Source organism: Eisenbergiella porci (genome assembly GCF_009696275.1).
Taxonomy (GTDB): Bacteria; Bacillota; Clostridia; order Lachnospirales; family Lachnospiraceae; genus Eisenbergiella; species Eisenbergiella porci.
The window spans coordinates 150,318-164,670 of sequence record NZ_VUMI01000006.1; the positions used below are offsets into that span (position 1 = coordinate 150,318).

Annotated in this window: 11 protein-coding genes; all 11 read left to right on the forward strand. The window is 39.8% G+C overall.

Going from position 1 to position 14,353, the window contains the following annotated elements; genetic code table 11:
* Positions 1-2 precede the first annotated feature (2 nt).
* The 11 genes from FYJ45_RS05625 (at position 3) to FYJ45_RS05680 (ending at position 14,332) form a co-directional block, all read left to right on the forward strand.
* A complete protein-coding gene (locus FYJ45_RS05625; RefSeq protein ID WP_154463815.1) occupies positions 3-1,091 on the forward strand; it encodes a glycoside hydrolase family 88 protein in 1,089 nt (362 codons plus the stop codon).
* Complete coding sequence (locus FYJ45_RS05630; RefSeq protein ID WP_154463816.1) at positions 1,092-2,237, forward strand: glycosyltransferase family 4 protein; 1,146 nt, start codon at positions 1,092-1,094, stop codon at positions 2,235-2,237.
* A 70-nt stretch (positions 2,238-2,307) separates the two neighbouring features.
* On the forward strand, positions 2,308-2,865 hold the full coding sequence (locus FYJ45_RS05635; RefSeq protein WP_154463817.1) for an LbetaH domain-containing protein: 558 nt from the start codon (positions 2,308-2,310) through the stop codon (positions 2,863-2,865).
* Positions 2,866-3,331: 466 nt separating this feature from the next.
* The gene (locus tag FYJ45_RS05640; RefSeq protein ID WP_154463818.1) at positions 3,332-4,354 is read left to right on the forward strand and encodes a glycosyltransferase family 2 protein; all 1,023 of its coding nucleotides are present in this window, start codon (positions 3,332-3,334) and stop codon (positions 4,352-4,354) included.
* 327 nt (positions 4,355-4,681) lie between these two features.
* Positions 4,682-5,590: an alpha-1,2-fucosyltransferase gene (locus FYJ45_RS05645; protein ID WP_235930598.1), complete on the forward strand. Its 909-nt coding sequence runs from the start codon at positions 4,682-4,684 to the stop codon at positions 5,588-5,590.
* A gap of 260 nt (positions 5,591-5,850) precedes the next feature.
* Positions 5,851-7,395, forward strand: a complete 1,545-nt coding sequence (locus FYJ45_RS05650) for a lipopolysaccharide biosynthesis protein (RefSeq protein ID WP_154463819.1) — start codon at positions 5,851-5,853, stop codon at positions 7,393-7,395.
* 31 nt (positions 7,396-7,426) lie between these two features.
* A complete protein-coding gene (locus FYJ45_RS31685) occupies positions 7,427-9,394 on the forward strand; it encodes a WecB/TagA/CpsF family glycosyltransferase (protein ID WP_321085761.1) in 1,968 nt (655 codons plus the stop codon).
* A gap of 750 nt (positions 9,395-10,144) precedes the next feature.
* The gene (locus FYJ45_RS05665) at positions 10,145-11,035 is read left to right on the forward strand and encodes a hypothetical protein (protein WP_154463820.1); all 891 of its coding nucleotides are present in this window, start codon (positions 10,145-10,147) and stop codon (positions 11,033-11,035) included.
* Positions 11,032-12,240 carry a glycosyltransferase family 4 protein gene (locus FYJ45_RS05670; RefSeq protein WP_117545235.1) on the forward strand — a complete coding sequence of 403 codons (1,209 nt, stop codon included), beginning with the start codon at positions 11,032-11,034 and terminating at the stop codon, positions 12,238-12,240. The genes FYJ45_RS05665 and FYJ45_RS05670 overlap by 4 nt, the downstream gene beginning before the upstream one ends.
* A 1-nt stretch (position 12,241) precedes the next feature.
* On the forward strand, positions 12,242-13,261 hold the full coding sequence (locus FYJ45_RS05675; RefSeq protein WP_025488516.1) for a radical SAM protein: 1,020 nt from the start codon (positions 12,242-12,244) through the stop codon (positions 13,259-13,261).
* On the forward strand, positions 13,262-14,332 hold the full coding sequence (locus FYJ45_RS05680) for a glycosyltransferase family 4 protein (RefSeq protein WP_117545236.1): 1,071 nt from the start codon (positions 13,262-13,264) through the stop codon (positions 14,330-14,332).
* Positions 14,333-14,353 lie beyond the last annotated feature (21 nt).

Sequence of the window (14,353 nt, forward strand, 5' to 3'; positions counted from 1 at the left end):
GTATGGAGCGGTTACAGGAACTGATACAAAGAACGGAAACAATCCAGAAGGTAAATGCGCTGCAGCAAAATGTGGCGAAACAGCTGTTCACCTATCCGATATTGGGGAAAAAAGAAAAGACCAAGCGGCGTATCAGAAAATATCTGCTTTTTCAGCAGATACCGCCCGTGGATCGGTTTTACTGGCCCAATGCGCTGCTTGCCAGAGGACTGTCGGAAGTTTGCAGAGGTACCTCAGACAATGTGAGTATTAATACGTTGGAGAGATATTTTAACAGGTGGATAAAGCAGGAAATGCCGATATACTATGTGGATAACATAACGAACGGCATTCCCTTACTTGATTTATATGAAAGAACCGGTAATGAAAAATACATGACAGGCGCCCAGCGCCTTGCGGCCTATCTGCTGAAGTATCCGGCGGATTCCAGGGGGAATCTTCCTTACAGGCTGAGGGATGGAAGCCATATTTATGCCGATGGTATCGGCATGGTCTGTCCTTTTTTATGCCGTTACGGCATCCTGACAGAGGATATGACGGCGGTTAAGCTGAGCGTCGTTCAAATGGTGCACTTCCTGGAGGGCGGGATGGACGAGGCATCGGGACTGCCATACCACGGCTTTGACAGCGATACCGGCGTAAAATATGGTATTATCGGCTGGGGCAGGGCCGTAGGCTGGCTGATGTCCGGTATCTCTGAGAGTCTGGCCTATCTTCCAGAAAAAACACCGCAGTTTAGTTTCCTGCGGGACCATTTTCAAAAGCTGTCCGCCATTGCTGTTGGTTTCCAGAAGGAAGACGGAAGCTTCCCCTGGCAGCTGCAGGCACAGGACGGACCCAGTGATTCCTCCGCCACGGCCATGATTGCCTGTGCGCTGCTGCGGGGAATGCAGTTTGAAAACCTGGACGGTCACTATGAAGAAAACGTGCTGCGTGCGGCCGAATATTTACTTGCCCATATGAAAAACGGCAGGGTGGAGCAGTGTTCGGCGGAGTGTGACGGCTTCAGCCAGTATCCTCAAAGATACGGAAGCTATCCCTGGGCGGACGGGCCTGCGCTGCGGTTGTTTGGGATGATGGAGGAAGTGTAGATGGGAAAGCAGCGTCTTATATTGTATGATACCTGCAACTACAGGGATTATCCCGTAGGCGGACAGGTGACAAGCATAAAAAATTTTCTCAGATTCCTTTCACAGGAATATCCGGAGCATACAGGAGAGGTTCTTCTTGTAGGGGTGTCATGTGATGCCAGCGAAGTTGGTAAGGTCAAAAGAATATCCATCGGTGGAGGCGAATACTCTTTTCTGGCCGTGACTCAGGCATCAGCTGATTTAAGCAAGGTGAAAAAATCCCTTCGACTGGATTATGTAAAGGGACTGTGGAAATATCGGAAGCTGATAGGGTTAACCAAGGAGGACTGCAATTATATCCATACACCGGAGGCCTTCGGTGCGGTACGCTTTCTCAGGCCCGGCGCTGTTTGTTATGTATTTTCCCATGGAACTTATTTGGATATGTGGCAGCGGGTACGCTTTTTTAAGAAGGCGCCTTTCATACGCAAAGCTTTTCAGGGTTTTCTGGTTCATGTGATAAAGAAGAGCACGGCTATCTTTGTTTTGGAACAGGAAACACTGGAAAATTACAGCGTTTACAATAAACATACGGTACATGTGGGAAATTCTATTGTGGTGCATCCTTATGAAGAAAGAAAACTGCATGAGGATAAAATACACTTTTTATATGCGGGAAGGCTCTCGGCCGTTAAAAACGTGGGGCCTATGATTGAAGCGGTTAAAAGTTATGGCAGAAGCTGCGATTTTACGATACTGGGTGACGGTGAAGAGCGTAAGCAGCTGGAAACGCTGACCGGCGGAAACGAGAGGATTCATTTTGCCGGCGCGGTATCACCGGATGAAGTACAGGAAACGATGAAGGCAGCCGATATACTTGTTATGAATTCAACGTTTGAAGGGATTCCCATGATTATCCTGGAAGCCATAAGCCGGGGACTGCCGGTGATTACCACGGATGTCGGCGGGATTAAGGAAGTGCTGACTTACGGAAAGGATTCAGAGGTCACGGATGGAAGTGTGGAGAGCATTCATTCCGCAATGGACAAAATCGTGTCGGATTATGAACGTTATGCGAAGGCGGCTTATGAAAAATCCCTTCAGTTTGATTACCGGAAGGTAAACAGGAAGGTTTTTGATGTAATTAATGAAAGTCTGCAGTGGTGATTCAGGAAGTTTGCAAATTCGGGAAGCCTGGGATGCAGGTGATGCGGCCATTATGCCATGAGGGAATATCATGATACAGGACAAAAAGGATTTAAAAGAATATCTTGCATACGAGAGGGCGTTGTATTTCGGGGGAGAAAACAGTTCCTGGCTGTCGGCATGGCTTCTGCGTTCCAAATTCTACAGGATATGGCAGTATCTGTGGACATTAAGGCATGCGGAGTATCATAAAAACAGGAATACGCTCTGGGATAAGGCTGCATTTGTCTGGTACCACCGCAGGAAATACGTGCTGGGGAACCGGCTGGGCTTTGAAATCCCGGAAAATTGTTTTGAAAAAGGTCTGCTGATTTATCATATTGCCCCAATTGTAGTGAATGAGGACTCCAGGATCGGGGAAAACTGCCATGTTACAGGCAATTTCTGCGTGGGAAATACCGGCGCCGGAACAAAAAGCCCTGTGCTTGGCAAAAACGTGACTGCGGGATGGGGATGTTCGGTTATTGGGGATATCAGGATTGCGGATGGAGTTACGATTGGCGCCGGGAGCGTGGTTACACGGTCTATAAACCAGAATGGAGCAACTGTAGCCGGGGTACCGGGGAGGGTGCTGCATTTAAAGAAGTAGTATAGGGTTAGATGCTATAATACAGGAAGAGGCATAAATATATTGGGCTAACAAAATAATTGTCAGAAATAAACATAAAATATTGAAAAGAATCTGACAATATATAGGCAATAGATAATTTTGCTGTTTAATAAGGCGAGTTACTTACGAATAAAAGAAAATATTGTATTCTTTGTAAATATAATTAGGATATGTATGTTTTGCTGAAAATTATTAAAAATAAAAAGTGTATTAAGATTTAAAAAAGGCTTTACCAACAATAAGCTGAATTCATTATAAAACACATATTAAAGACAATAAGATTAAAAGTTTTAACTTTGAATACAGTCATATTAAAGCGAAAATTGTAATTATCAGAAAATAAAACAATATTTTTATATAATTGTGACAAATTAATTTTAAAATTAAATTAACATATACAAATTTGTTATTCTGTCTGTTATCCCAGGTTGGAGTGGAAAGTACAATGAAGCAAAAGCTAATAAGCGTGATTGTTCCGGTTTATAATGCAGAGAACTATCTTGAACGTTGTCTTAACAGTATAGTTAATCAAACATACAGTAATCTTGAGATTATTCTTGTGGACGATGGTTCCAGAGATAGAGGACCTCAAATATGTGATTCTTATGCGGCTGGAGACAAAAGAATCCGTGTGATTCACAAACAAAACGGCGGCCTGATGTCGGCTTGGATGGCAGGGGTTAATGTGTCTGCCGGGGATTATCTGAGCTTTATTGACAGTGATGACTGGGTAGAAACCAATATGATGGAGGAGATGCTTAAGGAGGCGGCGGGAATTCCGGGAGAAGTTATTTGTGGAAACTTCGTGATCGAGAAAGACGGACATTCAACCAGCCATTTTCATGAGCTATCGCCGGGTATATATGAAGGTGCTCTGCTGGAGAATTCAATAAAAAGAAATTTATTGGGAAATGAGCGGCGTACCATATCAATGTCACGGTGCATGAAGCTTTTTACCCGGGAATTGATTGTGGATAATATGATTTACTGCAATCCCGGCATTAAAATGGGAGAGGATGTAAACATTGTTCTTCCGGCGTTATTGGACAGCAGGAGGGTGGTAATATTAAAGGAAGCGCTGCATTACCACTATTTTTATAACGATGCTTCTATGGTACACAAATATGATGCGGGAATGTACGATGGAATATGCCTTTTGATAGACGCCATTAAAGAAATATTCAGCTCTAAGAGTATTACAGACTGGCAGGAACAATGGGAGAAGGAAAGCCTGTTCCTGCTTATGCTGGCTGTTAAAAATGAACTGCGCGGCGGCAAAAAGGGCTTCACAGACAGAACGAAAAAAATTTGTAAAGCTGAACATGTGAAAACAATAGCTGATAAATATAAAATTCGTCCGGAGGATACTGTAAATAAACTTCTTATCTGGGTAATGAGAAGGCCCTCTGTTTTCCGTTGCGGAGCAGGAAAGATTGTCTTTGAATTGTATGACAGGATTAATGGATAACAGAAAATGTGCGAATATACTGACGCTAATAATAATTGCCTGAAAAGTGGGAATATTTTTGAAACTTTGTATGGAAATGTATATTTTCAGAACTATATTATGATATCTTAAAAATTGTACTACAAAATATAATTATTTTTTAAGTAGTCTTATTAGTCGGAAATAAATGTATATTGTTGGAAAATTGTGGATTAATAACAGAATACATATAATTTACAACTAATATAACAGTGAAAATATTAAAATGCGAAAATTATTAGTATATTTGCAAATAGTCAGAATATTCTGAACTTATATACTTTTATATACTATTGCAGGAAGGATTGAATGGAGTCGATGATAGTAATACGAGTTATGGGCGGTTTGGGAAACCAGATGCAGCAGTATGCTTTATATGAAAAGTTTAAGGCTTTAGGAAAGGAAACACGGCTTGATACATCATGGTTTGACAATGCTTCTATGCAGGAAAATGTATTAGCCAGACGCAGCCTGGAGCTGAGGCTTTTTGATAATCTCACTTATGAAGCCTGCACTCCCCAGGAGAGAGAGGCTCTTTTGGGAAAAGAAGGGTTTTTTAATAAATTGGAACGAAAACTGTTTCCTTCCAAAAACAATCATTTTTATGAAAGTGAAATGTTCCATCCGGAAATTTTTATGTTAGACAATGTATATCTTGAGGGACATTGGGCCTGCGAAAAATATTATCATGATATTATGCCGCTTCTGCAGAGTAAAATAATATTTCCTAAAACCGATAATGTTCAGAATAATATGTCGAAAAATAAAATGAAGTCAGAAAATTCAGTCAGTATCCACATCCGACGCGGAGATTACCTGGACCCTAAAAATGCAGCCATGTTTGGAGGAATCTGTACAGACAGCTATTACAAGTCGGCGGAGGGATATATACGTGACAGAGTAACAAATCCTCATTTTTATTTATTTTCCGATGATCCGGCCTATCTGCGCGAGCATTATAAGGGTGAGGAATATACCGTTGTTGATTGGAATCACGGCGCTGACAGCTTTTATGACATGGAATTAATGAGTTGCTGCAAGCATAATATCTGTGCCAACAGCACTTTCAGCTTCTGGGGGGCAAGGCTTAACAGGACAGAGAAAAAAATTGTAATACGACCGGCAAAGCATAAAAACAGCCAGCAGGCTGAGCCGGAACTAATGCATGAATTGTGGGAAAACTGGGTTATAATTAATGAAAAAGGCAGAATTGTCTGAAGACTTAGTTGAAAAATGGTAAACTGTCATAACAATATACTTTTTTATTATCTCGTATGATTGGGACGTATGATATCTGCAAGTATATTAATCGTAATCTGAATATTTCCTATGGTTGGAATTACTAGGGTAATATGTTATATTATAGAAAAAGGAAAAATGTGCATATTAAGAGGGAGAGGAAATTAGCTCGTTTGGGTGGAATAATCTGTCATAATATGATAAAATACTAAAACTACTGAAAAAGAAAGAAGCAGTGAATGGGACGAGTAAAATATGCAGCCAGAAATATTATGTTTGGCTACGTCAGTAATATAATTACACTGCTGTTAAATGCAATCCTGCGTTATGTATTTATAATGCGCCTGGATGAAACACTTCTTGGAATTAACAGCACATATACCAATATTTTGTCCGTGCTTTCGTTGGCTGAATTAGGGGTTGGCACTGCAATAAATTTCAGTCTCTATGCTCCGGTTGCGAAAGGTGACAGGGAAAAGGTTAAGGCTTACATGCAGTTTTACAAAAAGGCATATCGTATGATTGCTTTTATTGTTGCAGCAGTAGGTCTGATTTTGGTACCGTTTTTAAAATATATAATTAAAGATCCTATTGGAATAGACAGTACCCAGGATTTGATAAATTTTTACCTGATATTTCTTTTTAATACGGTAAGCTCTTATTTTGTGGCGTATAAATACAGCCTGCCCAATGCTGAACAGAAGAATTATATTCAGTCGAATGTTATAACTATCACTAAAATTGTGACTACCTTGGTTCAGACAATAGTGATTCTTGCTACCTCAAGTTTTTATGGCTACTTAATCTCCGCTTCCGTTATAGAGCTGGCACAGAAAATATTTGCAAATATTTACCTTAATTATAAGTATCCATATTTAAAAGAGAAAAATGTGGAAAAACTTACTAAAGAAGAAACCTCTGATATTAAAAGAAAAACAGGGGCGCTTGTCTGTCATAAGGTCGGGGATGTGGCCAGACTTCAGACAGACTCCATTATAATATCAGGGTTTATCAACGTTGCCATGTCGGGTATGGTTGATAACTATAATATGGTGATATCCTCTGTATCCAACTTTGTTAATATTATTTTTAATTCTGTAATATCCAGCTTTGGCAACCTGATTGCCACGGAGTCCAGGGAAAAACAATACAACATGTTTTGTATTTACCGTTTTTTTGCTTCCTGGATATACGGTTTTTCTGCTGTGGGTTTTTATATACTGTTGACTCCTTTAATAAAACTGTGGCTTGGAGATAAATGGATTTTACCTGGGGCTGTTATTGCAGCGATTTTGATTGACTACTACTTTAAGGGCGAACGGGTAGTATTATCTAATTATAAAACTGCTGCAGGTGTCTTTGAGCAGGATAAATACCTTCCATTAGTACAGGGAGCGGTGAATCTTGTTATTTCCGTAGTGCTGGTAATTAAAATCGGACTGATAGGGGTTTATATCGGGACAATTGTATCCGGCCTGCTGGCCAATATAATCCGGCCTGTTATTATATACAGAGTCTGTTTTGAAAGAAAAGCGACAAGTTATTTTTATGATACGGTCAGATATGCAGCGGTCATTATACTGGCGGCCGCATGCTGCGTGCTGTGCAGCAATATATTTATGAAAGAGGTAACGATTGCCTCTTTTGCCGTAATGATAGTTATTATTACTCTGGTTTTCAATGGGATTTTCTTGATTTTTTTTGGAGGAACCGCAGAGTTCAGGTACTTATTTGCAATTTTCAGAGATAAGGCATATGCTGTGGTAAACAGGCTTCATCGCTGATAATATCATCTTTAGGTTAAGGGTAAAATGAATGACAACAGAATTGAACTACAGCAGTATATTGGGAACAAAAATTAATATAACTGATATGGAAAAGACAGTCAGTTATATAGAACAGCATTTGGATGAACTTAAGGGACACTATATATGTGTCTCTAATGTGCATACTACGGTTACGGCTTATCGGGATGGTGAATACAGAGAGGTACAAAACAACGCGGCAATGAATATTCCGGATGGCAAGCCGTTATCCATTGTACAGCGCCATACCGGATTTAAAGAAGCCGGCAGGGTTCCCGGGCCGGATTTAATGCCTGAAATATTCAGATTGTCCGAGAAAAAAGGGTACAGGCATTATTTTTACGGAAGCCGGCAGGAAACGCTGGATGCCTTAAAGGTAAAGCTTGCAGAAGAATATCCCAAAATGAATGTCGTCGGCATGTATTCACCTCCGTTCCGTCCTATGACGGAAGAAGAGGATGAGGAAGCAATCCGTAATATCAATGAATGCAATCCTGATTTTATTTGGATAGGTCTTGGGGCTCCCAAGCAGGAAAAGTGGATGGCAGCGCATGACGGCAGAGTATGCGGTGTTATGCTTGGTGTTGGCGCCGGCTTTGATTTTCATGCCGGTACTATCAAAAGAGCACCATTGTGGATGCAGGAATTCTGTATGGAGTGGCTGTTTCGTATTGGGCAGGATCCTAAGAGGCTTTTTCCAAGATATCTGGATACTAATTTTTCCTTCGTTTTTTATCTGTTCAGAGAATGGCTGAAAGGAAAAAACGGGATCGACAGGAAACATTATGTATCTGGGCCAATATCTGCATGCGACAAAGAGATTCCGCGTGGGAAAAAGGGCAGGCCTCTGCGGGTTGCAATGATTGGCCATAAAAGAATACCTTCCAGAGAAGGCGGCGTGGAAATTGTGGTTGACGAATTATCGACCAGGATGGTAAAACTGGGGTGTGAGGTGGATGCCTACAACCGGTTTGGTTATCATGTTTCCGGTAAGGAATTTGACGAAAAGAGAGAAAGATATTATAATGGTGTGAGGATTTTTACGATTCCCACGCCAAGCAGCAGTTCATTGAATGCAATAGTCTATTCTTTTCTGGCAACAATCCATTCGTTGTTCGGACGCTATGATATCATCCATTTTCATGCAGAAGGGCCTTGCACAATGATTTGGATTCCCAAATTATTTGGTATACGAGTTGTGGCAACCATACACGGACTGGACTGGCAGAGATCTAAATGGGGTAATTTTGCATCGAAGGTATTGCGATTCGGAGAAAAAATGGCGGCAAAGCATGCGGACGAACTGATTGTTTTGTCTGAGAACATGAAAGATTATTTCCAGAAAGAATACGGACGGGAAACCAGCTATATTCCTAATGGTATTATATGCCCGGAACATAAAGAGATAAACTGCATTAAAGAGAAATACGGACTGGAGAAAGATGAATATATTCTGTTCCTTGCAAGAATTGTTCCAGAAAAGGGGCTGCATTATCTGATAGATGCATTTAAAGATATTGCGACCGACAAAAAGCTGGTAATTGCCGGTGGAAGCAGTCATTCTCATGATTATATGGATCAGATAACAACGATGTCACAGGAGGACTCCCGCATTGTAATGACTGGATTCGTACAGGGAGAAATATTGGAAGAATTGTATTCCAATTCATATATCTTCGTATTGCCAAGCGATGTAGAAGGAATGGCAGTCAGTCTTTTGGAAGCTATGAGCTATGGAAATTGCTGCCTGGTTAGTGATATTGATGAGAATATGGAAGTTGTCCAGGATAAAGCATGCTCCTTCCAAAAAGGAAATGTAGAAGATCTTAAACAAAAATTGGAAGAACTTCTTACAAGACCGGATATTGTGGAAAAGTATAGAAAAGAGAGCGCAGACTATATCTGCGGCCGTTTTAACTGGGATGATGTGGTGGACAGAACAATCTGTCTTTACATGCAGAAAGAAAAAGGAAAGTAAGACAGGTATAGATAAATGGAACAGAAGAACGCCGTATATAATATGGGGTCCGAACGCGGGACAGGTTTCAGGCCAGAAGAAATATTCTATTATTTATTCTTTGCTATAATGTTGTTTGCCAAAGGAATTGGCCTGTATGAAGGGATGAAATCCTTTAGACTGTGTATTATTGCCGCTTTTTTCTGTTTTGTGGTAAAAGTGTGCCTGACTGAGCATACTGTAGGTGAACTAGTGCAGATGCTCGTTCTGATGGCTTTTGGAGTACTGGCTTACCGTAATTCCGGAGAAATGGCTGCTTTTATCTATGTGCTGGTGGTTGCAGGCATGAAACATGTTCCTGTAAAAAGGGTTTTTAAAGTAGGTGCTGCAGTATGGACAGTGGCATTTTTATCAACTATTGTATTGGCTTTGTTAAAGCAGATACCGGATCTCGCGCTTGTCCATTCCAAATTGGGTTTAGGACATATTATCAGATGGAGCCTTGGGTATCCACATCCCAATGTGCTCCATATTTCTTATGTTATTCTTCTGGCTTTCTTTTTCTATCTCGCCAACCTGAACAGGAAACAGTTGATAATTGCAACAGCATTATTATATGGGGGCAACTTCTATATTTTTCTGTATTCTGTAAGCTATACCGGGTTGATTCTTACTACGGTTTATCTGCTTGCCAACCTGTATTTTAATTTGCGGAAGGAGTTTACCAGAGGAGAGAAAGTATTAATTCAGTGCATTTATCCGGTATGTGCTTTGCTTTCTGTATTGGGACCGGTACTCATTAAAGGAAAGCTGTTTGATATATTTAACAAGATGATGAATACCAGGTGGAATCTTTCCCGATATTTTTTGACGGAACAGCGGATTTCTCTTTTTGGGACAAGGTTTACGGATTTGCCGGATAAGGATTATAATATAGATTGTTCTTATGTTTATATTTTAATGTATTATGGCATTATTTTATTCGCAATTATTTCGATAGGATATTTTGTGACAATAAGAAGAGAAGTAAAGCTCATGCGTAGAAAAGAGCTGGCAATTATGACGGGTTTTCTGGTGGCAGGTATGTCAGAGCCTTTTATGGCAAATTTGTCATTTAAGAATTTGACACTGATTTTTATAGGAGAGTGTTATTATGTTATTTTGAAGGAATTGCAGGAGAAAAAGCCGGATATCTGGTGGAATAAAAAATTATGTCTGTTTCCCTGGGCCGAGAATTATGTAACAGTGCCTTTAAAAGGGATAGGAAAGATAAAAGATAAATTTTCAGGAGTTGTAAAAAAAGGATGGAGATTGAGCCTGATTACGGGCCTGATTTTTGGGCTTGGTGTAGGGGTGTTTTATTATAAAACTGCAGATGTACCGGATGCGATATATGCAGATTCGGGAATCAGTGATTATTGGGGCGGAGAAAAAGTAAAACTGGACAGAAACAATTTACCTGCTGATTTTCAGGGAGAAATTATAGGGACCGCAGATGGTAATACAGATTTGTATGTTTTAAAGGGAAATATTATTTGGCTGGAGCTTATAAGAGGAACTGTTACGGTGGGTATTGCAGGCGTTATAGCCGGCTGGTGTGTGACAATTATACTTTGTGGCATATATTTTGGTTTGATGGATAAAAAGAGAGTAAGAAAATGAAGGTATTGATAGTAAATAAATTTTTATATCCTAATGGGGGATCGGAAACCTATATTTTTAAGCTGGGTGAGACTCTCGAAAAAAAAGGGCATGAAGTACAATATTTTGGGATGGAGCATGAGGGCCGTATTGTTGGAAATGAAGCGGAGAGTTATACATCAGATATGGATTTCCACACAGGCCGGATAAAGAAGCTATTGTATCCTTTTCAAATTATTTATTCGGTGGAGGCCAGAAAAAAGATACGAAATGTGCTTAACCGTTTTACACCTGATGTGGTACATCTTAACAATTTTAATTTTCAGCTTACGCCCTCAATTATTTATGAAATAAGAGCTTTTGAAAAAAAGACGGCCAGAAAGATTAAAATTATATATACGGCACATGACAGTCAGTTTGTGTGTCCAAATCATCTGATGAGAAATCCGCTGACAGGGGATATATGTACGAAGTGTATTGACAATGGAGTTAGTAATTGCATAAAAAACCGATGTCTTCATGGTTCGGGGACTAAAAGCCTGTTAGCTGCATTTGAGCATGCGTTATATCATATTCTTAATACCTATGAAGAAATAGATTGTGTAATCTGCCCCAGCGAGTTCCTGAAGAAGAAACTGGAAACCTATAAGGCTATTCGAAATAAATTGATAGTTATGCATAATTTTGTGGACAGACCGTCTATAAAGACAGAAGCTGTCATAAAGAAAGATTATGTTGTATATTTCGGCCGATACTCGGAAGAAAAAGGCATTCAGACTTTGCTGAAGGTATGCCGGAGAATGCCGGAAATTCCCTTTGTTTTTGTAGGCAGTGGTCCGATGGTAGAAGAGATTAATAAGGTAGAAAATATTACAAATAAAGGATTTTTGTCAGGGGAAAAGCTTCAGCAAATTATAGGGGAGGCAAGATTCTCAGTGATACCTTCGGAGTGTTATGAAAACTGTCCATTTTCAGTAATGGAATCTCAGATTTACGGAACTCCTGTATTGGGAGCGAATTTAGGCGGGATACCAGAACTCATATCAGATGGGGAAACCGGAGAACTATTTACAAGTAAAAATGAGCAGGAATTGTATGCAAAAATATATGAACTGTGGCATAATAAAGAAAAAACAGACAGATATATAGAAAATTGCAGGAATGTCACATTTGATACTGCAGAGAAGTATTGCGAGAAAATTTTAAAAATTTATGGAGATAAATAAGATGGCAAGAAGAACATTATATGGAACGGTAATCGTGACCTATCGCTGTAATGCCCATTGTAATATGTGTGATTGTTTCAGGGATCCGACAAGGCCAGAGGATGAAATAACGCTTGATGTAATAAAAAAACTGCCGGAAATGGCTTTTACAAATATTACAGGCGGTGAACCATTTATCAGGAAGGATATTCCCGAAATAGTAAGGGAACTTTATAAAAAGTCGGACAGAATCGTAATTTCAACAAATGGGTATTTTACGGATCGTATCATAGCCTTATGCAAAGAATTTCCCAAGGTGGGAATTAGAATCAGCATAGAAGGACTTCAGGAGACCAATGATAAAATAAGAGGAATTCCGGACGGATTCAACAGAGGGTATGGTACATTAAAGAAACTCGTAGAAATGGGACATCCGGATGTTGGGTTTGGCATGACAGTTCAGGATATGAACTGCGAAGATCTGGTTCCTTTATATGAAAAGGCAAACGAATTGGGAATGGAATTTGCTACGGCTACGCTTCATAATTCATTTTATTTTAGAAAAACTGATAATAAAATAGATGATAAATACAAAGTATCACAAAATTTTGAAAAACTGATTAATGAACTGCTGAAAAGCAATTCTCCTAAAAAATGGTTCAGGGCTTATTTTAATCACGGACTCATTAATTATATTTATGGAAATAAGAGATTGCTTCCATGTGATATGTCTAAAAATGCATTTTTTATTGATCCTTTTTGCGATGTTATTCCCTGTAACGGTATGGAAAAAAAGGCTGTTATGGGAAATTTAAAAGAACAGTCGTGGGATGAGCTGTGGAACTCACAGCAGGCAGAAAAAGTGAGGGATTGCGCCAGAAACTGTACAAGAAATTGTTGGATGATTGGAAGTGCCTCGCCGGCTATGCATAAATATATTTGGGTGCCTGGCTGGTGGGTAGTTAAGCACAAGATTTTTAAAGGCGGAAAATACAGCCTGAGTGAGAACAAATTTATTAAAGAGGCAAAAAAGGATAAGTAAATGAAAATTCTGATGCTGGTTAACTGGAAGGTGGAATATACCTCTGAAGCCCCTGAAGACAGGCAGCCTCCGGATTATGTTGTTAACGGAGAGAGGTACTGGTTTTTCAGGTATTTTCCTGAAGATGTTACCGTAGATGTCGTAGATATCCGTTCCTTTCCGGCATGGGAAGGGATTGAACAGAATAAACTCAGGTTTTACATTTGGCAGACACTGAGGATATTGCCCAGATTAAGACGATATGATGTGGTACTTTCACATGGAATGCAGAGTGGAATTGTTCTGTGCCTTTTACGGAAGCTCTTTGGCAAAGGAAAATATAAACATATTGTATTTGATATCGGGGCTTTTAACAGTGCGAAGGAAAGCGGCAAGGCGCTGCGGGTCATGCAGTTTGCAAGTAAATCATTAGATGGTGTTATTTATCATACAAAATGTCAGAATGAATATTACCGGAAGTGTCATCCCTGGCTGTTAGAAAAAAGCAGATATATTCCATTTGGAACCGATACGGATTTTTTCAGATATCAGGAACAGGAAAATGGCGGGCTGCAGAAATATATTATCTGCATTGGCTATAATAAAAGAGATTGGAATACATTAATAGAGGCCTATAAGCTGATTCAGACAGATGTCAAGCTTTATATGATAGGTAATGCAGATATAGAGTGTGCGGATCCCAGAATTAAAGTGTTTGCAAAAGTAAATATAATCGAACTTATCCGTTTGATTTCAGGCAGTTTATTTGGGATTCTTCCTCTGAAAAGTTTTAATTATTCCTATGGACAGATGACGCTTCAGCAGCAGATGGCATTAGGGAAAGCGGTTATTGTTGCTGATGTACCCAGTATCAGGGAATACGTAAGAGATGGAAGCGATGCGCTGCTCTATGAACCGGAAAATGTTATGGCGCTGAAGAAAAGCATTGAAAGCCTGCTGGAACATCCGGAGAGAGCAGAACAGATAGGAAAGACGGCAGCCTGTACGATTTATGAAGTATTTAATGAGAAAAATATGGCTGTGGGGATTTATGATTTTATCATGGATATTTGTGAAAATAAGAAATTGTAGGAATTTATTATATTTTGAATT

Bases quoted from the DNA above. Each gene is read 5' to 3' on its own strand.
- FYJ45_RS05625 (WP_154463815.1), top strand. From the start codon at position 3: ATGGAGCGGTTACAGGAACTGATACAAAGAACGGAAACAATCCAGAAG.
- FYJ45_RS05630 (WP_154463816.1), top strand. From the start codon at position 1,092: ATGGGAAAGCAGCGTCTTATATTGTATGATACCTGCAACTACAGGGAT.
- FYJ45_RS05635 (WP_154463817.1), top strand. From the start codon at position 2,308: ATGATACAGGACAAAAAGGATTTAAAAGAATATCTTGCATACGAGAGG.
- FYJ45_RS05640 (WP_154463818.1), top strand. From the start codon at position 3,332: ATGAAGCAAAAGCTAATAAGCGTGATTGTTCCGGTTTATAATGCAGAG.
- FYJ45_RS05645 (WP_235930598.1), top strand. From the start codon at position 4,682: ATGGAGTCGATGATAGTAATACGAGTTATGGGCGGTTTGGGAAACCAG.
- FYJ45_RS05650 (WP_154463819.1), top strand. From the start codon at position 5,851: ATGGGACGAGTAAAATATGCAGCCAGAAATATTATGTTTGGCTACGTC.
- FYJ45_RS31685 (WP_321085761.1), top strand. From the start codon at position 7,427: ATGACAACAGAATTGAACTACAGCAGTATATTGGGAACAAAAATTAAT.
- FYJ45_RS05670 (WP_117545235.1), top strand. From the start codon at position 11,032: ATGAAGGTATTGATAGTAAATAAATTTTTATATCCTAATGGGGGATCG.
- FYJ45_RS05675 (WP_025488516.1), top strand. From the start codon at position 12,242: ATGGCAAGAAGAACATTATATGGAACGGTAATCGTGACCTATCGCTGT.
- FYJ45_RS05680 (WP_117545236.1), top strand. From the start codon at position 13,262: ATGAAAATTCTGATGCTGGTTAACTGGAAGGTGGAATATACCTCTGAA.